This is a genomic window from Phascolarctobacterium succinatutens (assembly GCF_023497905.1).
Lineage (GTDB): Bacteria > Bacillota > Negativicutes > Acidaminococcales > Acidaminococcaceae > Phascolarctobacterium_A > Phascolarctobacterium_A succinatutens.
This window is the reverse complement of sequence record NZ_CP097284.1, coordinates 1,199,489-1,218,827: the sequence shown is the minus strand read 5'-3', so window position 1 is coordinate 1,218,827 and position 19,339 is coordinate 1,199,489. Positions and strand designations below refer to the sequence as shown.

The 19,339-nt window shown below is 51.8% G+C and carries 15 protein-coding genes; 5 read left to right on the top strand and 10 right to left on the bottom strand.

The window, feature by feature from the left end:
- Positions 1 to 154: 154 nt before the first annotated feature.
- The 4 genes from trmFO to M5E81_RS05770 form a co-directional block, all read right to left on the bottom strand.
- Complete coding sequence (gene trmFO, locus M5E81_RS05785) at positions 155 to 1,483, bottom strand: methylenetetrahydrofolate--tRNA-(uracil(54)-C(5))-methyltransferase (FADH(2)-oxidizing) TrmFO (RefSeq protein ID WP_249747013.1); 1,329 nt, start codon at positions 1,481 to 1,483, stop codon at positions 155 to 157.
- The gene (topA, locus tag M5E81_RS05780; RefSeq protein WP_249747012.1) at positions 1,484 to 3,805 is read right to left on the bottom strand and encodes a type I DNA topoisomerase; all 2,322 of its coding nucleotides are present in this window, start codon (positions 3,803 to 3,805) and stop codon (positions 1,484 to 1,486) included.
- An 11-nt stretch (positions 3,806 to 3,816) separates the two neighbouring features.
- A complete protein-coding gene (dprA, locus tag M5E81_RS05775; protein WP_249747011.1) occupies positions 3,817 to 4,944 on the bottom strand; it encodes a DNA-processing protein DprA in 1,128 nt (375 codons plus the stop codon).
- A 239-nt stretch (positions 4,945 to 5,183) separates the two neighbouring features.
- The gene (locus tag M5E81_RS05770) at positions 5,184 to 6,284 is read right to left on the bottom strand and encodes an MGDG synthase family glycosyltransferase (protein ID WP_249747010.1); all 1,101 of its coding nucleotides are present in this window, start codon (positions 6,282 to 6,284) and stop codon (positions 5,184 to 5,186) included.
- Positions 6,285 to 6,450: 166 nt separating this feature from the next.
- Between M5E81_RS05770 and M5E81_RS05765 the strand changes: the two genes are divergently transcribed.
- From M5E81_RS05765 to M5E81_RS05755, 3 genes are all read left to right on the top strand, one after another.
- Entirely contained in the window at positions 6,451 to 7,503 is a 1,053-nt protein-coding gene (locus M5E81_RS05765) for a nicotinate phosphoribosyltransferase (protein ID WP_249747009.1), read from the top strand.
- 365 nt (positions 7,504 to 7,868) lie between these two features.
- Entirely contained in the window at positions 7,869 to 9,095 is a 1,227-nt protein-coding gene (gene hydF / locus M5E81_RS05760; RefSeq protein WP_249747008.1) for a [FeFe] hydrogenase H-cluster maturation GTPase HydF, read from the top strand.
- Positions 9,096 to 9,132: 37 nt separating this feature from the next.
- Entirely contained in the window at positions 9,133 to 9,402 is a 270-nt protein-coding gene (locus M5E81_RS05755; protein WP_009144596.1) for a DUF1294 domain-containing protein, read from the top strand.
- An 88-nt stretch (positions 9,403 to 9,490) separates the two neighbouring features.
- On the opposite strand, the gene M5E81_RS05750 is transcribed toward M5E81_RS05755, so the two are convergent.
- Positions 9,491 to 10,294, bottom strand: a complete 804-nt coding sequence (locus M5E81_RS05750) for an ADP-ribosylglycohydrolase family protein (RefSeq protein ID WP_249747007.1) — start codon at positions 10,292 to 10,294, stop codon at positions 9,491 to 9,493.
- A 140-nt stretch (positions 10,295 to 10,434) separates the two neighbouring features.
- Here M5E81_RS05750 and M5E81_RS05745 point away from each other — a divergent pair, with 140 nt between their 5' ends.
- Both M5E81_RS05745 and M5E81_RS05740 read left to right on the top strand, forming a co-directional pair.
- Entirely contained in the window at positions 10,435 to 10,998 is a 564-nt protein-coding gene (locus tag M5E81_RS05745; protein ID WP_249747006.1) for a transposase, read from the top strand.
- On the top strand, positions 10,929 to 11,810 hold the full coding sequence (locus M5E81_RS05740; RefSeq protein ID WP_249747005.1) for an IS3 family transposase: 882 nt from the start codon (positions 10,929 to 10,931) through the stop codon (positions 11,808 to 11,810). Before M5E81_RS05745 ends, M5E81_RS05740 begins: the two co-directional genes overlap by 70 nt.
- Before the next feature lie 173 nt (positions 11,811 to 11,983).
- On the opposite strand, the gene M5E81_RS05735 is transcribed toward M5E81_RS05740, so the two are convergent.
- From M5E81_RS05735 to M5E81_RS05715, 5 genes are all read right to left on the bottom strand, one after another.
- Positions 11,984 to 15,760 carry a phosphoribosylformylglycinamidine synthase gene (locus M5E81_RS05735; protein WP_249747004.1) on the bottom strand — a complete coding sequence of 1,259 codons (3,777 nt, stop codon included), beginning with the start codon at positions 15,758 to 15,760 and terminating at the stop codon, positions 11,984 to 11,986.
- A gap of 229 nt (positions 15,761 to 15,989) precedes the next feature.
- Positions 15,990 to 16,625, bottom strand: coding sequence for a thiamine phosphate synthase (gene thiE / locus M5E81_RS05730; RefSeq protein WP_249747003.1), 636 nt, complete (start codon positions 16,623 to 16,625; stop codon positions 15,990 to 15,992).
- Positions 16,625 to 17,452: a hydroxyethylthiazole kinase gene (gene thiM, locus M5E81_RS05725; protein WP_009144591.1), complete on the bottom strand. Its 828-nt coding sequence runs from the start codon at positions 17,450 to 17,452 to the stop codon at positions 16,625 to 16,627. The genes thiE and thiM overlap by 1 nt, the downstream gene beginning before the upstream one ends.
- Positions 17,452 to 18,255 carry a bifunctional hydroxymethylpyrimidine kinase/phosphomethylpyrimidine kinase gene (thiD, locus tag M5E81_RS05720; RefSeq protein WP_040564558.1) on the bottom strand — a complete coding sequence of 268 codons (804 nt, stop codon included), beginning with the start codon at positions 18,253 to 18,255 and terminating at the stop codon, positions 17,452 to 17,454. Before thiD ends, thiM begins: the two co-directional genes overlap by 1 nt.
- 27 nt (positions 18,256 to 18,282) lie before the next feature.
- Positions 18,283 to 19,242: a ketopantoate reductase family protein gene (locus M5E81_RS05715; RefSeq protein WP_009144589.1), complete on the bottom strand. Its 960-nt coding sequence runs from the start codon at positions 19,240 to 19,242 to the stop codon at positions 18,283 to 18,285.
- Between the last annotated feature and the right edge of the window lie 97 nt (positions 19,243 to 19,339).

The following is a 19,339-nucleotide window of genomic DNA, read 5'->3' as shown; positions in this document are numbered from 1 at the left end:
TCTCTTTAAGCTAATTATAGCACAATCATTCTCTTAAGCAAACGTTTTGCCACTAGCTATAAGCAAATTTTACCATAGAGGGAGGACACATATTGTCTTTCTCTAAAAATATTTTTGGCTTTTTCAGCATATTTCAGAGATAACAGGCGAAAATTTACGCCTGTTCAGTTTTAAGTGCAGGCAGAAAGCCGTCCAATGCTTCCAAAGCGCGTGCTGCAATCTGAGCGTTCTTTTCTCTCTTCTTGCGGATGCGTACAGTGAGCGGCGGAATGAGACCGAAGTTGATGTTCATCGGCTGGAAGTTTTCTATCGCCGGGTTACTGATGTAGTTGGCCAATGCTCCGTGCGCAGTTACCTCGGGCAATTCTACCTCCGGCAGCTCCAATACCGCTCTGGCAGCAGCTAAACCGGCCATCAGTCCGGAGGCTGCCGATTCAACGTAGCCTTCTACGCCTGTCATCTGTCCGGCAAAGTAGAAGCGCTTGTTATTGCGCAGGTTGAAGTGCTTATCCAAAAGCTGCGGCGAATTCAGGTAGGTGTTTTTGTGCATTACGCCGAAACGGACGAACTCTGCGTTCTCCAGACCGGGAATCATGCCGAAAACACGTCTTTGCTCCGGCCATTTGAGGTGTGTCTGGAAGCCTACCAGATTATAAAGGGAGGCAGCGGCGTTATCCTGACGCAGCTGTACTACTGCGTAGGCTTCTTTGCCGTTGCGCGGGTCAATGAGCCCTACAGGCTTCAGCGGACCGAAGCGCATGGTGTCCTCGCCTCTTGCAGCCATTTCCTCGATAGGCATGCAGGCTTCAAATACATCATGCTCAAAATCCTTAACGGGAGCGCTTTCCGCATTGCAGAGAGCTTCCCAGAAGGCAACGTATTCCTCCTTTGTGTAGAAGGGGCAGTTGAGGTAGTCGGCGCCGCCCTTGTCGTAGCGGGACGCACGGTAAACCTTGTCGTAGTCCAGGGAATCGGCGGTAACAATCGGTGCTGCCGCATCAAAGAAGTGCAGATAATCAGCCTGCAGCAGCTTTTTGATATCGGCGAAAAGCGCGTCGCTGGTCAGCGGGCCGCTGGCTACGATGACAGTGCCTTCGAGGCTTTCAAGATCGGTCACTTCTTCGTGGATAACGGTAACGAGCGGATTGGCCTTCACTGCTTCGGTTACGGCAGCGGCAAAGCCGTCGCGGTCAACAGCCAGAGCGCCGCCGGCAGGCACCTGATGCTCATCAGCTTTTTGCATGATGAGGGAGCCTAAACGGCGCATTTCTTCCTTCAGCAGGCCGACAGCGTTTTCAATGTTGGCTGCGCGCAGGGAGTTGCTGCATACAAGCTCGGCAAAATATGCGGTTTTATGTGCTCCGTCACTTTTTACGGGACGCATTTCGTGCAGGATTACAGGGATACCGTGACGCGTGAGCTGGGTAACGGCTTCGCAGCCTGCCAGACCCGCACCGATTACATGTACAGGAGAGATAGTCATTTATTCGTTGCTGCCTTTCTTAGTTGTAGTAGTTTTTTTCGTTACGGTTGTTTTCTTTGCAGTAGCGGTTTTTTTAGCGGTAGTAGCTTTAGTAGCTGTAGTCTTTTTTGCTGCAGTGGTTTTGGTAGCAGTAGTTTTCTTAGCGGTAGTCTTTTTAGCCGCCGTAGTTTTCTTGGTTGCGGTGGTTTTAGCTTCCGTAGTCTTTGCTGCAGCGGTTTTGGAAGCATATACCGGTCTTGCCTTGGAGCATTCCGGGTTACTGCAGAACTTGCGCTTGCTGCCGTTGCGTTCAACGTGCTCTACCATCATAGCGCCGCAGTCCGGGCATTTTTCGTTAAGCGGTTTATCCCAGGTGGTGTAATCGCACTCGGGATATTTTTCGCAGCCATAGAATACCTTACCGGTTTTGCTCTTGCGTTCGAGGATATCGGCGCCGCACTTAGGACATTTTACACCAATCGGGTGCAGAATGGGTTTGGTATTGCGGCATTTGGGGAAGTTGGGGCAAGCCAGGAACTTGCCGAAGCGTCCCTCGCGGATAACCATCATGGTGCCGTCGTTGCACTTGTCGCAGGGAACGTCGGAGACCTCCAGCGGGATTTCGACAATAGGAATAGCCACGCCTGCGTGGTCCAGATCCTTTTTGAAGGGACCATAGAATTCGCTGAGAACTTCGTCCTTGGTGTGCTTCTTCTCGGCAACCTCATCCAGCTTTTCCTCCATCTGGGCGGTGAAGCCGATGTTGATGAGTCCCTTGAAATATTCGGTGAGCATATCTACGGTCATAATGCCAAGCTCGGTAACGAGCAGCTTTTTGGCCTCTTTGACAACGTAACCGCGTGTAAGCAGTGTAACGATGGTAGGTGCAAATGTGCTGGGGCGGCCGATGCCCTTCTCCTCCAGCTCTTTGATAAGCGTTGCTTCGGTGAAGTGCGCAGGCGGCTCGGTGAAGTGCTGCTCTGCCGGCATGAGCTTGTAAAGCAGCAGCTTGCTGCCGGGTTCAACGTAAGGAACCTTGGAGTCCTTTTCTTTATCGTCATATTTGCTGTGCAGCTGCAAGAAGCCCGGGAATTTCAGTACGGAGCCTGTTGCACGCAGTTGGTAGTCGGCGGCATCAATCGTCAGGGTGGTAACATCATAAACAGCGTCCGTCATCTGACTGGCAACAACGCGGTTCCAGATGAGCGTATACAGCTTCAGCTGGTCATTGGTGAGGTACTTCTGCATCTCGGCCGGGGTACGCATGACGCTGGTCGGACGAATCGCCTCATGTGCGTCCTGAGCGTTCTTTTTGGTGCTGTAATGGTTTTCCTTCGCCGGGCAGAATTCGCTGCCGATGTTTTGCTTGATATAGTCGCGGATTTCGGCAATGGCAACCTCTGCCAGACGCACGGAGTCGGTTCTCATGTAGGTAATCAGGCCGACGGAAGTTTTGCCCAGGGATACGCCTTCATAAAGCTGCTGTGCGAGCATCATGGTCTTTTTGGCGCTGAAGTTGAGCTTTTTGTTGGCCTCCTGCTGCATGCTGGAGGTAGTAAACGGCGGTACGGGGTGACGCTTGCGTTCCTTCTTTACTGCGTCGCTCACGATGTAATCGGCCTTGGACAGCGCTTCTTCCGCTGCTCTGGCCTCTGCCTCATTGTGTAGCTCCAGCTTTTTGCCTTTGTATTTTACTGCTTCCGCTTCAAAGAGCTGTCCCTTGCTGCCTTCACGCAGCTTGGCGCTTAACGTCCAGTATTCTACCGGTACGAAATCTTCGATTTCACGGTCGCGGTCAGCAACGATTTTGGTAGCAACGGATTGTACGCGGCCGGCGCTCAGACCCTTGCGGATTTTGCGCCACAGCAGCGGGCTCAGCTGATAGCCTACGATGCGGTCTAAAATGCGGCGTGCCTGCTGTGCATCAACCATATCCATGTCAATGCAGCGCGGATGCTTGATAGCGTCCTTGACAGCGGCAGCGGTAATCTCATGAAATTCAATGCGGCAGGCAGATGTCGGGTCGATGCCCAGAATAAAAGCCAGATGCCAGCTGATTGCTTCACCCTCGCGGTCAGGGTCAGTTGCCAGTAAAACTTTGTCGGCTTTTTTTGCTTCTGTTTTCAGCGCTTTGATTAAATCGCCTTTACCGCGGATATTGATATATTTCGGCTCAAATTCGTTTGCATGCTCCTCGTCCGGCAGAAAGGTTACACCTAGGGTGCTTTTCGGCAGGTCGCGCAAGTGTCCCATAGAAGCCTTTACAGTATAGTTTTTGCCTAAAAATTTTTCGATAGTCTTGGATTTCGTAGGTGATTCCACGATAACCAGAGTCTTTGCCATTTATGTTCCTCCTACTTTCGGTAGTAACGCTGCGCCTGGTCTGTCGCCACCAGTCCGGCGGCCTGCAGGTCAAGCAGCTCCATGCTCACGGCAGCAAAAGCGGCTCCGCTCTGCTCCGTCAGCTTTTCTAAAGAAAGCGCTCCTGCCTGCAAAAGCGCAAGCAGCTTCGCTCCTAATTCCGTTGTGACAGGTGCGGGCGCAGGCTTTGGTTCCTGCGGCGCACAATCAAATATACTCGGCTGGGTTATGCAGCGGTTCATCGCCTGCTGCCAACTTCTTTTATCGTCTAAAATATCCTGTGGCATATCTACCAGCTTGGCACCGGTACGGATAAGCTCATGACAGCCTATGCTGCCGCCGTCGAAAATATTCCCCGGTACGCAGTATACCTCACGTCCCTCGTCGGCAGCGATATTCGCCGTAATTACAGCGCCGCTGCGCTTGCCTGCCTCTGCTACCAGTACGGCCTGCGACAGACCAACGATGATACGGTTGCGCGCAGGAAAATTTGCCGCTGCTGGCGGAACTCCCGGCGGATATTCCGTTACCAGTGCTCCATGCTCGGTAATGCGGGCGAACAGCTTGGCGTTTTCGGGCGGATAGACAATATCCAACCCGCAGCCTAATACTGCCACCGTCGTACCTCCGGCCTGCAGGCAGGCCTCGTGTGCCGCCGTGTCGATGCCCTTGGCACCGCCGCTGATGATCGGTATGCCTTCGCGCGTCATCGTCTTGGCAAAGTAGCCTGCGGCACGCACGCCGTATTCGCTGCAGCGTCGTGAGCCGACGATGGCCAAAGCATAATTTGCCTGCGGCAGCTTGCCCTTGACGTACAAAACTAAGGGCTTGTCGCTTAATTGCTGCAGGCTCTGCGGATAGGCAGCGTCGGTATAGGCCAGTATCTGCACGCCGTTGTGACGGCAGAAGTAATCCAGCCTTTGCGGCAGACGCGCATCACGGTTGCTGATAAAGCTTTGCACTGCTCGCGGCGTACAGAGGCCGGTTGCCGTAAGCGTGGCGGCACTCGCTTCAAAAACAGCGCGGGCACTGCCCAGAGCGTTAATCAGATCAGGTATTCTGCTGCGTCCCAGACCGGGGACAACAGCGCAGACAGCGGCAAGGTATAAGGTGGTATCCATAAGGTCACACTCCTCCTGTAATAAATACATGATTATGCAGTCAGAGCGGAACTACATGCCACAGCCTTCATAATATGCGATTTTCTTACATTATAATGATGAAATTCGTATTGGTCAAGTAAATTAATTATACAATAGAAGAAATTGTCAGCCAAATGCGGGGCAAATTCTTCACGAAAAGGCCCAAACATCGGCCTATATACAACAAAAGGACTCCCTCATCCGAAGGAGTCCGAAAATTATTTTTGCAGTCTTTGCATAACGTAGTCGACAATCTGCTGTGCTGCCAAAGGATGTGCGTGCTCACTGCAGGCTGCTGCCTCACGCGGGCTTACCGTGCTGTTTTTGATGTGCTGCACCAGCTCGTCGGTAGAACGTGCTACCAGAGCGCCGCAATACTGCTGCAGGAAAGCTGCGTTGCCCTCCTCCTGCCCCGGCAGCGGCTTGTAGATTAAAAGGTCCAGTCCGCTCGCCAGCACCTCGGCAGAGGTTAAACCGCCGGCCTTGGTGATAATCATATCAGCGCCGGCCATGAGCTGTGGTACGTCCTCGCGGAAGCCGTAGATTTCGGCAGTAGCGCCGTATTTGGCTTGCAGATGTGCCGCTAACGCTTCGTTGTGGCCTGTGACAGCAACAACGCGCAGGTTTTTCAGAGCGGCGCGCTGCAGTGCCGTGATTATCTCGGCCATCGGCAGCAGGCCCTCGCCCCCGCCCATCAGCAGGCAGACGCGTTCGGTTTCGTCCCAGCCGAAGAACTCGCGGCATTTCTGCTTGTCATGCTTAATCATAAACTGCTGACGCACGGGAATGCCCGTAGCCTGAATGTCGGCATCGGTAGCGAGCTTGTCACGCAGCAGCTCGTCGGCGATAAAATAGGTATCCACACCGTCGCAAACCCACCAGCGGTGAATCGTAAAGTCGGTCACTACAGCACCGAGCCAAAGCTTGGGATGCTGCTTTTTGTAATAGCCGATGATGCCTGCGGGTGTAGCGTGCGTAGCGATTACCGCATCAGGCTGTACGCTGCGCAGGTAGCTGCCTCCTAACCACGCCAACAGGCGGTTTAAAAGCTCACGCATCCATAAAGAGCCGCCCTGCTTGTTGCCCCAGCTGTAGGCCAGCTTATAAAGCCAGGGGCAGCATTTTAAAATCCACAGGTAGGTGCCGAGAAAGACCTTGCCCAGAAACTGCGGGAAGAAGTCGAAGATGTTGCCGTGGATGACCTCAACCTCCGGACGGTCGGCTAAGGCTTGCTCCAGCGCTTCGGCTGCCAGCCTGTGTCCCGAGCCTATGGGTGCCGAAAGCAGGAGCACAGTATATTTTTTTCGTGTTTCGTGCATATGTATCACCATCTATATTGTATCGGAAATATAGCTAATCGGAATTTTTTTGCGAAAAAAGCTTGCTATCATAGCCTTTATATTGTATCATATTTTTAACTACAATCAATAGTTAATGTTCTCGCAAAGAGTAAAATTCGTGAGAAATTTTTGGGAGGCTCATCAAATGACTACAAGAAGACCTGTTGAAAGCTTTAGCTTTCCTGTAGAAAAAATTAAAGAAGGTTATTATACTGACGCATATTTTATGCGTTCCGAAGAAATCTTAAACGGTGATAATTATCATCCGCGTGTGCTGATGCAGGTGTTCGCCCGTGACCATGTTGTTGTTTGCGGTACCGACGAGGTCATTGCTCTGATCCGTCAATGCGCTTTCCATCCGGAAACTATCGAAATTCATTCCCTGCGTGACGGCGAAGAGGTTGACGAGTGGGAAACCGTTATGACTATCGAAGGCGATTATGCCGACTTTGCGCATCTGGAAACCATCTATCTGGGTATTCTGGCACGCCAGAGCCGCATTGCTACAAATGTTCGCCGCGTAGTGAAGGCTGCCAACGGCAAGCCGGTGCTTTTCTTCCCTGCACGTTATGATATTTACCAGACTCAGGAATCCGACGGCTATGCAGCTTTGGTTGGCGGCATCCACGGCTTCTCTACCGATGCCAATGCTCTGGCAGCAGGCGGCAAGGGTTTGGGTACTATCCCCCATGCATTGATTGCTTCCTACAAGGGTGACACTGTCGCTGCTACCGAAGCATTCGATAAATATGTTGATCCGTCTATCGCACGTATCGCTCTGGTTGATTTTGACAACGACTGCGTAAACACTTCTCTGGCTGTGGCCCGCAAGCTGGGCAAAAAGCTCGCAGGTGTGCGTCTGGATACCTCCGGCAGCATGGTTGACAAGAGCCTGTGGACTCAGATTGGTACCTTTAAGCCGACCGGTGTTTGCAAGGAGCTGGTTTGCAACGTTCGCCGTGCGCTGGATGCCGAGGGCTTCAACCACGTTAAGATTATCGCCTCCGGCGGCTTTGACGCTGAGCGCGTAGCAGCCTTTGAGGAAATGGGCGTGCCTGTTGATACCTATGCAGTAGGTTCTTCCTTCTTCGACGGCAACATCAACTATACTGCGGATATCGTTAAGGTTGATGGCAAGGACTGCGCTAAGGCCGGCCGTAAATACAATCCTAACCCCAAAATGGAGCTTGTAAAATAATTTGCAACAATGAGGTTGCAGTGCGAAAGTGCTGCAGCCTTTTTTGCTATCCTAATGCAGGAAATATGGCTATCAGCAAGAATACTTACTACGGGAAACAAAATGTCCCTTCAGGCAGGAAAAATTACGGCCACTCATTTCGTGTGGAACCAAGACGAAGCGGCGCAAAACTCGCGCGAAGCCAAGAGATTCTGCAATATGAGTTTGCATAGCGCTCAGACATTGCGCCCCTTCTGTGGTTCCAGACACTCATTCGCTGTAATTTTTATTCCTTACGCGACATTCCATTCCCATATTCATAAATCTTAGCTTTGATATACCATGTGATTATCACAATTTCATCTACATAAAAAGGAGAACCCACTATGTCATTGAATACAACTCCCGCTGCCGAGCGTATCCACATCGGTATCTTCGGCAAGCGTAATGCCGGCAAGTCTAGCCTAATCAACGCTATCACCAGTCAGGAGCTTGCCATTGTCAGCGAACAAAAGGGCACCACTACCGACCCTGTATATAAGGCTATGGAGCTTTTGCCCCTCGGCCCCGTAATGATTATCGATACCCCCGGCCTCGACGATGAAGGCGAGCTGGGCGCGCAGCGCATCGCCAAGGCTCAGCAGGTGCTGAATAAGTGCGACATCGCTCTGCTCGTAGTAGATGCCAGTGTTGGCCTCAGCGAAGCGGATAAAGCACTGTGGCAGCAGCTGCAGGCGAAAAAACTGCCCTCCATCCTTGTGCTGAACAAAGTAGAACTGTTAGACGAAATGCGCCAGGCACTGCTCACTATGGAGGCCATGAAGCTCACTAAGCAATGCTTCCTTGTCAGCGCCATCACCAACCGTAACATCAACGAGCTGAAGGAGGCTATCGCTGCTTTGCGCCCGCGTGAGGTAGAACGCCAGCTGCTTGGCGATTTGATTAAGCCCTGCGACATCGTAGTGCTCGTAACGCCGATTGACAGCGCCGCCCCCAAGGGCAGATTGATACTGCCGCAGCAGCAGGTACTGCGCAACGTGCTCGACAACAAGGGCATTACCGTAACTGTGCAGGAAAGCGAACTGGCGGAAGCACTGGCACGCCTCGCCTTCCCGCCCAAGCTCGTTGTAACCGACAGCCAAGCCTTCGGCGTAGTCAGCAAAATTGTGCCGCCCACCATTCCGCTCATCTCCTTCTCCATCCTCATGGCGCGCTACAAGGGCACGCTCAGCGCAGCCGTGAAGGCAGTGCGTGTGCTCGATACAGTGCAGGATGGCGATAAGATACTCATCAGCGAGGGCTGCACACACCACCGCCAATGTCAGGACATCGGCACAGTAAAGCTTCCCGGCTGGATTCGCAGCTTCACCAAAGCGGAGCCTGAATTCTGCTTCAGCAGCGGCACGGAATTCCCTGAGGATTTGTCACAATATAAACTTGTAGTGCATTGCGGTGGCTGCATGCTCAACGAACGCGAAATGCAAAGCCGCAGCGAATGTGCTGCAGCGCAGAACGTCCCCATGACCAACTACGGCATTGCTATTGCCTATATGCACGGCATTTTAAAGCGCAGCGTCGCTCCCCTGCCGGATATCGCCAAGCTGCTGGAGTAAAGCTTCAGCTGAACAGGAGAAAGTGAGGGTATGAACCATGCACAGTTTTTTATATTATTACCTGATCTTCATCAACTGCACCGCCTTTGTCGTCTACGGTGCAGATAAAGCCTTCGCCAAGCTGCACAGCTGGCGTGTGCCGGAAATAGTGCTGCTGTTTTTGGCAGCGCTCGGCGGCAGCGCAGGCGCATTTATCGCCATGCAGCTTTTCCGCCATAAGACACAGCATTTGAAGTTTATCTTCGGCGTACCGCTCATTTTCTTTCTGCAGGTAGCAGTCATCAGCTATTTTTTCTATAAGGGCTGAGCGCTCACTAAAAACCGTACAAACCGTACAAAACCGTACAACCCCTTGCTGCATAAGGCTTTGGGGCTGTACGGTTTTTGTGTTGCACTTATAACTCCGCAACCTTCGGCGGATACTTTGCTTCAAAAGCGCGCAATACACCAAGCAGTCTTTCGTCCAGATAGCTCATACCCTGCTCCCGTAGTTTTTGTGGTATGCCGTAGTAGCATTCTGCTACCGCACCGGTGATTGCTGCCAGTGTGTCGCTGTCACCGCCGATAGAAATAGCATTACGGATAGCATCTTCATAGCTTGTCGACTCAAAGAAGGCCATCAATGCCTGCGGTACGGTATTCTGGCAGGTTTCGTTGAACATATAGGAATCGCGGATACCGTCGAGCGTGAAGTCCATAGGATAATAGTTGGCATTAATATAATCCCTGATGGCTTGCATAGTTGCGCCCTGCTTGGCCATAAATGCTGCCACAGCAGTTGCCTCCGCTCCCTTGATGCCTTCCGGATGGTTGTGCGTCACGTCCGTCACCATCAGCGAAAGCTGTTTTACCTGCTCTAGGGTATTCGTAGCATAAACAACACCGCTCACGCGCATTGCCGAACCATTGCCATAGCTGTTATAAGGCTGCGGGTCGTCAAAATAAAGCCAGCAGGAAAAGGTTCTGCCATAACCGGCATCAGGATATGCCTCACCAAAAGCACGCATTTTTGCTACAGCCTGCTCGCGCAAATCGCTGAAATCAGGCTTGCTCTCCAAAAGCGCCTCACATAACGCCAAAGACATTACGCTGTCATCTGTGAAAAAGCAGTCATTAGTAAAAAACTCAAAATCCTTCGCTTTGTAATTATCCCATTCAAAACGTGAACCGACAATATCGCCAATAATTGCACCTAGCATTGTATACGCCTCCACTCATTTGTTATATGTATATTATAGCATAATCGTCTAAACCGTACATCATAACAAAAACCGTACACGCGCAAAGGCTTGCTGATATGTACCCCCAATACTGGACACCCAGTATTGGGGGTATTTTAATGAAATACAGCTATAAGTTCAAAAGACAGTGTGTAGAATTATATCGACAAGGTAAATGGCCTGAAACGCCTAAAGATATAACAGAAAAAAATTTCCACAATACAATCCGAGTTTGGGTTCGGATAGAAGATAAATGTGGTCCAGAAGCATTAAGACATAAAAATCAGAGAAAAACTTGGTCAGCAGAAGAGAAATATGAACTTGTAGCCAAAGTATTAGCTGGTGCGTCAAATAAGGAAACAGCTATTTCTGCAGGAATTAACGCTGGACTCTTGTATCAGTGGGTTAGATGCTATAAAATTAAAGGGTATCAGGGATTGGTCGCACAACGAAAAGGACGACCACCCAAGGAGCCTGAAATGAAGAAAAAAATAGAGCCGGCAGAACTTACTCCATCAGAACGAGAAGAAATGATTCTGCTCAGAGCAGAAAATGAGCGCTTGAGAGCGGAGATTGCTATTGTAAAAAAAGAGATTGCCTTGAGAGAAGAGAGATGCGCAGCGCAACTCAAGGCGAAAAAGCTGCGCTCGTCCAAAAACTGCGTGAAGAAGGTTACAAACTGAATTATTTGCTGGATGCGATTGGACTGTCGCGTTCAACGTACTATTACGAGCTTAGCAAGACAGATAAAGTTAGCGAACGAAATGCCGACTTATCATCCGAAATTATTGTTATCTTCAACGAGAACAAAAAGCGATATGGTGTAAGGCGCGTACATAAGGAGCTTCTGAATCGAGGTTTTCGAGTAAATCACAAGCGTGTCCAACGAATCATGAATCAGCTTACCTTGTTTGGAAAATGTCCCAAGGAAAAATACCACTCCTATAAAGGCGATGTTGGCAAAGTTGCTGATAATATCATCAATCGAGATTTCAATACCGAAAAACCTTTGCAAAAGTGGACAACCGATGTATCGCAGTTCAATCTGCCTTGGGGCAAATGTTATCTTTCTCCGATTTTGGATATGAACAGCAATGAAATAATCTCTTACAATCTTTCTCTACATCCAGATATGGCGCAAATAAAGGACATGCTGAAAAAGGCATTTAAAGGTTTTCCTTCTGTAAAAGGTCTTATTATGCACTCAGATCAAGGATGGCAATATCAGCATGCATTTTATAGGAATGAATTGCAAAAGCACGGAATCATTCAATCAATGTCTAGGAAAGGTAACTGCTATGACAACTGTATTATGGAAACTTTCTTTGGCAGATTAAAAAACGAGATGTTCTACGGATTTGAAAAAGATTACCCTTCGTTTGAATCTTTTTCAAACGCTATAGCTGAGTACATCGATTATTATAACAACAAAAGAATTCAAGCTAAAACAAAATGGATGCCTCCCTCTAAATTCAGAGAAGCATCCATGATGTAAATATAATTATTCAAATTTTTAGCGGTGTCCAGAAAACTAGGTACATATCATGCCCGGCCTGCGTTTGTACGGTTTTCTGCGACAGCAATAATATACATATAAACATATACAGAAACGCTCTGCCAACCTTGCGGTCAGCAGAGCGTTTTATTGTGTCAGTTTTAAGCCTCAGCTTATTTGAAGTAGCTTACGCCGGACAGGAAAATCTTCTGATCCTTGTCGCCCGCAATGTTGCGGAACAGGCCCGGAGCAAAACGCTCGCTGTGGCCCATCTTGCCGAGGATACGTCCGTCGGGGCTGGTGATGCCTTCGATAGCATACAGGCTGCCGTTCGGGTTGAACGGAGTGTTCATGGTCGGTACGCCCTGAGCATTTACATACTGGGTAGCAACCTGGCCGTTAGCGAACAGCTCTTTGATAGTGCTTTCCGGAGCGTAGAAGCGGCCTTCGCCGTGGGATACGGCAACAGCATGCTCTTCGCCTGGTTCGCACAGGCTGAACCACGGAGATTTGTTGGAAACAACTCTGGTGGTAACAATCTGGGAAATATGACGGCCGATGTTGTTGAAGGTCAGTGTCGGTGCATCGCTGGTCATATCGCGGATATCGCCGTACGGAACGAGGCCGAGCTTAATCAATGCCTGGAAGCCGTTGCAGATACCCAGCATCAGGCCATCGCGGTTTTCCAAGAGGTCGCTGATTGCTTCCTTGATGCGCGGGTTGCGGAACATGGTAGCGATGAACTTGCCGCTGCCGTCAGGCTCGTCACCGGCGCTGAAGCCACCTGGAATCATCACAATCTGGGAGTTGTTGATATATTTAACCATTGCTTCTACGGATTCTTCGATAGCAGCAGCGGTAAGGTTGCGCACGATGAAGGTGTTAGCTTCGGCACCTGCAGCTTCAAAAGCACGGGCGCTGTCGTATTCGCAGTTGTTGCCGGGGAATACGGGGATGAATACGCGCGGTTTGGCGATATTCACCGGAGCGGTCAAAGTCAGCTCGCTCTTGTACAGCGGCATAGCGATGTCAGCAGGCTCTTCTGCCTTCGGAGTGCCGTCCGGGAAGATGCCCAGCAGCGGCTCGCGGTATGCGGCAAAGGCTTTCTCAGCGTCAATCTTGGTGTCGTTGATGGTGATGCCTGCTTCGGCAGTAGTGTGGCCGAGCAGCATGTAATCCAGACCTTCGAACAGCTCTTCCGGTTCTACGCCGGCTGCCAGCTCGAGGACCATGCCGCCTGGCTGCAGAGTGAAGAGGCTGTCGGTATCGTGGAACGGTTTGATAAATTCAAAGCCAAGCTCGTTGCCCAGGCTCATGGTGGTTACCAGTGCAGCTACGCCGCCCTCTTTAACAGCGGCAGCAGCAGCAATCTTGCCTGCTTCCATAGCCTTGTGTACAGCGGTCAGGTTTTCCTTCAGCACTGCAAAGTCCAGTACTTCTGCACTATTGCGCGGGCAGGACAGGAAGATTACCTTGTCGCCTGCTGCCTTGAAGTCGGCAGATACAGCCTTGTTGCCGTCGATTACGCCTACTGCGAAGGAAACGAGTGTCGGCGGAACGGTTTTATCCATGAAGGTACCGCTCATGCTGTCCTTGCCGCCGATTGCCGGCAGGTCCAGAGCATCAAGTGTGGTGAAGGCGCCCAGCAGTGCGCTGAACGGCTGGCCCCAGCTGTTGGCATCATGCAGTTTCGGGAAGTACTCCTGCAGAGTCAGGCGCAGCTTAGCGGGGTCAGCACCCAGAGCTACGGCACGAACTACGGATTCGGTTACAGCGTACATAGCGCCATGGAACGGGCTCCAGCAAGCAACGTTCGGGTTGTAGCCGCAGGCCATTACGCTTGCTGCGGTGGTGTTGCCGTGCAGTACGGGGATGCGGCCTACCATACCCTCGCTCGGAGTGAGCTGGGTTTTGCCGCCGAACGGCATCATTACGGTGCCACGGCCGATGGTGCTGTCAAAACGCTCGGACAGGCCCTTTTCGCTGCAGACATTCAGACGGCCTAGGTTAGCCAGCCATGCAGCTTCAAGGTCAGCAGCGGAGGTTACTTCGGCAGGAACCTGCTCGAATACGTTGTCCTCTTTTTCTTCGCTTACTACGATATTGGTGTGTTGTGCAACGCCGTTGGTATCGAGGAAAGCGCGGGACAGGTCAACAATTTTATCGCCACGCCAGAACATAACCAGGCGCGGTTCTTCGGTAACGTCGGCAACAACAGTTGCTTCCAGGTTTTCTTCGTCAGCATATTTGATGAAGGCGTCGCGGTCAGCGGCAGCGATAACAACAGCCATACGCTCCTGAGATTCGGAGATAGCCAGCTCGGTGCCGTCCAGGCCTTCATATTTCTTGGGAACCTTATCTAGGTCAATAACAAGACCGTCGGTCAGCTCGCCGATAGCAACGGATACACCGCCTGCACCGAAGTCGTTGCAGCGTTTGATCATTGCGGTTACGGCAGGGTTGCGGAACAAACGTTGGATTTTGCGTTCGGTTGGAGGATTACCCTTCTGTACCTCTGCGCCACAGCTCATGAGGGAGTCAACGGTGTGCTCCTTAGAGGAACCGGTTGCACCGCCGCAGCCGTCACGACCGGTTTTGCCGCCCAGCAGCACTACAATATCGCCGGCAGCGGGACGCTCACGGCGAACTGCGCTACGGGGAGCAGCGCCGATTACGCCGCCGATTTCCATACGCTTCGCAACAAATTTATCATGATAGTATTCCTGTACATGGCCGGTTGCCAGACCGATCTGGTTGCCGTAGGAGCTGTAGCCTGCAGCTGCGCCGATGGTAATCTTGCGCTGAGGCAGCTTGCCGGGCAGGGTTTCGCTGATTGGGGTGCGCGGGTCAGCACTGCCGGTTACACGCATAGCCTGATATACATAGGAACGGCCGGACAGCGGGTCGCGGATTGCACCGCCGAGGCAGGTTGCAGCGCCGCCGAACGGTTCGATTTCGGTCGGATGGTTATGGGTTTCGTTTTTGAACATTACCAGCCACTCTTCAGTCTTGCCGTCGATTTCGATAGGCACAACGATAGAGCATGCATTGATTTCTTCTGACTGGTCAAGGTCAGCTAGCTTGCCTTCCTTGCGCAGCTTCTTCATGCCGATTACGGCAATGTCCATCAGGGTTACCGGACGCTCGGTGTCTTCACCGTAAACCTCGTCACGGGCAGCCATGTATTTGTCATAAGCCTCTTGTACAGGCTGGGTAAAGGTGCCGGGAACGATATCTACATCTTCAATCTGAGTCATGAAGGTGGTATGACGGCAGTGGTCGGACCAGTAGGTATCCAGCACACGGATTTCGGTAATAGTAGGCTCGCGGTGTTCTTCGTTGAAGTATTTCTGGCACCACAGCAGGTCGTCCAGGCTCATAGCCAGGCCCATGGATTGGCGCAGTGCTTCCGCTTCTTCTTTGGACATGGTCAGGAAACCGGTAACGGATTTAACCTTTTCCGGCTCCTCGCAGGTGCTGATGAGGGTTTCGGGTTTAGCCTGCTCAGCCTCACGCGCTTCAATCGGGTTGATGCAGTAAGCCTTGATTTTTTCGACTTCTTCCGCAGTCAGCTTGCCTTCCAGCACATATACCTTAGCAGCAGCAACCATCGGGCGCTCCTTTTGGGTAATCAGCTGGATACATTGTTCGGCAAAATCCTCACGCTGGTCGTATTGACCGGGCAGCAGCTCTACGGCGAAGGCAGCCTCGCCTGCAGCCAGCGGCAGCTCCTCTTCTACGACATTATCGACAGGCGGCTCGGACAGCACCAGCTGTTTAGCCATAGCGAATTCCTCATCGCTCAGGCCCATCACGTCATAGCGGTTAACGATACGCATACCGGTAAGATTGCTCATACCAAGGTTGTTGCGCAGATCTGCAAGCAAGCCATGTGCTTCGACAGCAAAGGCATCCTTCTTTTCTACAAAAAGTCTTCTAATGTTACTCATATACACGGCCTCCAATGTAATTTTTTCGAGGTGAATACTTGCTATTTATGTTTCTATTTTAACACACTTCGGCGTTTTATCCAATATGGATAGCGATAAATATAGGCATATTAGTGAACATTTTTCAGTTTTAACTAAAAATAATTCGGAAAATCGGCCATAATGCAAAAATGGCCACCATGAAAGATGACCATAATTTTATTGAACAGGATGTTTGTGATAACGCTTGTTATTTGGCAAACTCTTGGCTTACCTTAGCAATCGCTTTTACCGTAGCGCGGATATCTGACTGCGCCAGTATGCCGCTGACTATGGCTGCGCCGTCAGCGCCTACCGCGAGCACCTCGCGGTAATTGTCCGCAGTTACGCCGCCGATGCCGACAACAGGCAGTCCCTTCTCCCTGCAGATAGCAGCTAAACCATCAGTACCAAGCTTTTGCACGTCTGCCTTGGTAGCAGTGCCGAAGACAGCGCCGCAGCCAAGGTAATCCGCACCGTTTTGCAGCGCCGCTTTAGCCTCTGCCGGATTGTGCGCCGAAACGCCGATGAGATAATCCTCGCCCAGAATCTTGCGCGCCGCAGCGCAGGGAAGGTCGTCCTGCCCCAGGTGTACACCTGCTGCCCCCACCGCCATGGCGATATCCAGACGGTCGTTGATAATCAGCGGCACATTAAAGCTGTCGCACAGTGCTTTCAGCTGCAGCGCTTCGGCGTACATTTCCGCGCTGGATGCTGTCTTGGCACGGTACTGCACCAGCGTCACGCCGCCTTCGAGCGCCTCACGCACGCAGTCAATAAGCGTCCTTCCCTGCAGGCAGCCATCGTCCGTAACCAGATAAATACTGTAATCAGGCTGTGCTTTCATCAGGACACCTTTTCCTCCGGCTTAAGATTTACTAGATTCCACTTCGTAGTTACATGGTAAATGGCGTCAATCAGGCGTACCTTGAACATGCCGGGGCCGTCCTTCTTCTCGAGGAAGTTGGCAGCCAGCTCGGCGCTCTGGCCCATGATTACTACGCCCAGTGCTGCCGCAACGAGCATATCCTTGGTAATAGCGGCGCAGCAGGCAACTAAGGTAGTAGTCATGCAGCCGCTGCCGGTGATATCCTGCATTAGCGGGTGACCGTTGTTCAGTACAACAGCCTGCTTGCCGTTGCTGATGTTGTCTATCGGGCCGGTGACAGCAAACACGCAGCCGAATTTGGCAGCAGCATCCTTAGCGGTGCGCAGTGCTTCGCCCTCTTCGGTGCCCTGCTCCATATTGTCCACGCCACGGCCGCCGGTTGCACCCAGCAGCAGCGCCTGGCATTCGCTGTGGTTGCCGCGCACGATGTCAATATAGCCTGCGTTCAGCAGCTTCAGCGCGAAGTTCAGACGTACGGTAGAAGCCATTACGCCCACGGGGTCCAGCACTACGGGGATGCCCTTGGTTTTGGCCGCCTGCGCCGCACGCTCCATAGCAATTTGCTTATTGAAGCTCAGCGTACCAAGATTCAGCACCAGTGCGTCGGCACCGGCAGTAATTTCGATAACTTCCTCCGGCTCATCAGCCATTACAGGAGAAGCACCTGCTGCCAGTGCAGCATCTGCACAGCTTTCCGCCGTAACGTAATTAGTAATTTCGTGGATGACAGGTCTTGCCTTACGCAGCTTGTCAACCAGCTCGCCAAAAGTATTTTTTAAGTCCATTAGTCTAAGATACCAGCCTTTCTGTATAAATCAACAAAATGATGCGTCGGTCCGCAGCCGCTACCTAGTTCAATGCCATGCTCGATGGCTTCGGTAACGTAGGCCTTGGAGGTGCGTACTGCCTCAGGCAGCACCAACCCCTTGGCCAGATTTGCCGCCAGACTGCTCGAAAGCGTGCAGCCTGTGCCATGAGTATTTTTCGTAGGGATGCGCTTGCCGGGGAACCACGTTTCCGTGCTGCCGTCAAAGAGCAAATCATCCGCTGTATCGCTCAAATGACCGCCTTTTACGAGCACAGCCTTCGCTCCCAGAGTAATAATTTTTTCCGCTACGGCGCGCATCTGCGCCTTTTCCGTAACCTGCATGCCGGTAATTGCCTCTGCTTCCGGCAGGTTGGGCGTAACCAGCGTAGCCAACGGCAGCAGCTCCTTAATCAGCGTTTCGCAGGCCTCCGGTGCCAGCAGCGGATAACCGCTTTTGGAAATCATTACCGGGTCCACCACGATAATGCGTGGCTGATAACGGCGCAGGCAGGCGGCAATCGTGCGGATAATCTCCGGCTGCGATACCATGCCTATTTTTACTGCGTCCACATGGATATCATCAAAAATGGCAGCAATCTGCGCTTCTACGATATCACAGTCAATATTTTGTACTGCGGTAACACCACAGGTGTTTTGTGCCGTAACGGCGGTAATGACGCTCATACCGAAGGTACCGTGAGCGGCAAAGGTCTTTAAATCGGCCTGAATTCCCGCGCCACCGCTGGAATCACTGCCGGCAATCGTCAGCAAATTCTTCATCTGCTTTCTGCCTCCTTTAATGCGCACTCAACGCGCGCATGTATTTTCTTTGTTTTGGCCGGAGTAATCGAACAGACCGTCGTTCTTTTCCTCCAACGCTTTGATAATATGATAGGTATATTCGTTGTAGGGTGTGGGAATCCCCAGCTCCTTGCCCATCGCCATCAGAGCACCGGAGAACATATCAATCTCAGTGTGTCTGCCTGCGTCCAGATCCTGCAGCGTAGAATAGCGCACGGATGGCGGAACGGCGCTGCCACGACCGGAGCTTGCGGGACATTTGCTCATATCAATGCCCTTGGCGGCGGCGATGTCCTCCAGTTCACGGCGCAGTCCTTCCTTAATCGCACGCATATGCTCACTGTCCCGGTAGCAGCCAAGACCTGCCCCAATAACAGCCTGCGGCAGATTGTTGCAGACGTTCAGGCGGAACTTGCACCAGATTTCTTCATTAATGCAATCCGTATGGCGGATATGGATATCGGCGCTGCGCATAAGCGCTTCAATCGCCAGCACACGCTCACTCTCAAACGGTGCCTGCGCTTCGCCGAAAACAATACCGATAGTCTTTTCCGGGTTGAAGCGCACACCGTTGCCATCGTGGCGCGATGCAATCTTGATCAGTGCAGGCAGAATCTGCTTGCTGTCGATAGCGCCGGCAATAATTTTCTCACTGTCCACGCCGTTCATCAGGCTCATGACAGTGGTATTAGGGCCAACTGCCTCGCGGATGCTTGCCAGTGCGCCGGGCAGAGCGCCGTATTTCAAAGCGACAATCAACAGATCTACGCCCTTGGCTTCCTGCGGGCTCCACACCTGCGGATGGTAGGTTACGTTGTTGATGCTGCAGCCCTCGTCACGCAAACGCGCAGCACGGCTGCCTTCGGCGATAATGCCGAATCTGATATCGGGGAGCTTGCTCAGTCCCCAGATTATATAAGAGCCTACGGCTCCTGCTCCTAAAAGTGCGACAGATTTTATCTCCATGCTTATCACTCCTTATTGCTTGCGAAGAAGCGCTGCAGGCCTCAGCGGAATTTATTCCGCTGAGGCTGTAACGCTCATTGCAGTAAAGCTAATTATA

Coding starts and splice junctions, on each gene's coding strand:
- trmFO (WP_249747013.1), bottom strand. CDS start 1,483: ATGACTATCTCTCCTGTACATGTAATCGGTGCGGGTCTGGCAGGCTGC.
- topA (WP_249747012.1), bottom strand. CDS start 3,805: ATGGCAAAGACTCTGGTTATCGTGGAATCACCTACGAAATCCAAGACT.
- dprA (WP_249747011.1), bottom strand. CDS start 4,944: ATGGATACCACCTTATACCTTGCCGCTGTCTGCGCTGTTGTCCCCGGT.
- M5E81_RS05770 (WP_249747010.1), bottom strand. CDS start 6,284: ATGCACGAAACACGAAAAAAATATACTGTGCTCCTGCTTTCGGCACCC.
- M5E81_RS05765 (WP_249747009.1), top strand. CDS start 6,451: ATGACTACAAGAAGACCTGTTGAAAGCTTTAGCTTTCCTGTAGAAAAA.
- hydF (WP_249747008.1), top strand. CDS start 7,869: ATGTCATTGAATACAACTCCCGCTGCCGAGCGTATCCACATCGGTATC.
- M5E81_RS05755 (WP_009144596.1), top strand. CDS start 9,133: ATGCACAGTTTTTTATATTATTACCTGATCTTCATCAACTGCACCGCC.
- M5E81_RS05750 (WP_249747007.1), bottom strand. CDS start 10,294: ATGCTAGGTGCAATTATTGGCGATATTGTCGGTTCACGTTTTGAATGG.
- M5E81_RS05745 (WP_249747006.1), top strand. CDS start 10,435: ATGAAATACAGCTATAAGTTCAAAAGACAGTGTGTAGAATTATATCGA.
- M5E81_RS05740 (WP_249747005.1), top strand. CDS start 10,929: ATGCGCAGCGCAACTCAAGGCGAAAAAGCTGCGCTCGTCCAAAAACTG.
- M5E81_RS05735 (WP_249747004.1), bottom strand. CDS start 15,760: ATGAGTAACATTAGAAGACTTTTTGTAGAAAAGAAGGATGCCTTTGCT.
- thiE (WP_249747003.1), bottom strand. CDS start 16,625: ATGAAAGCACAGCCTGATTACAGTATTTATCTGGTTACGGACGATGGC.
- thiM (WP_009144591.1), bottom strand. CDS start 17,452: ATGGACTTAAAAAATACTTTTGGCGAGCTGGTTGACAAGCTGCGTAAG.
- thiD (WP_040564558.1), bottom strand. CDS start 18,255: ATGAAGAATTTGCTGACGATTGCCGGCAGTGATTCCAGCGGTGGCGCG.
- M5E81_RS05715 (WP_009144589.1), bottom strand. CDS start 19,242: ATGGAGATAAAATCTGTCGCACTTTTAGGAGCAGGAGCCGTAGGCTCT.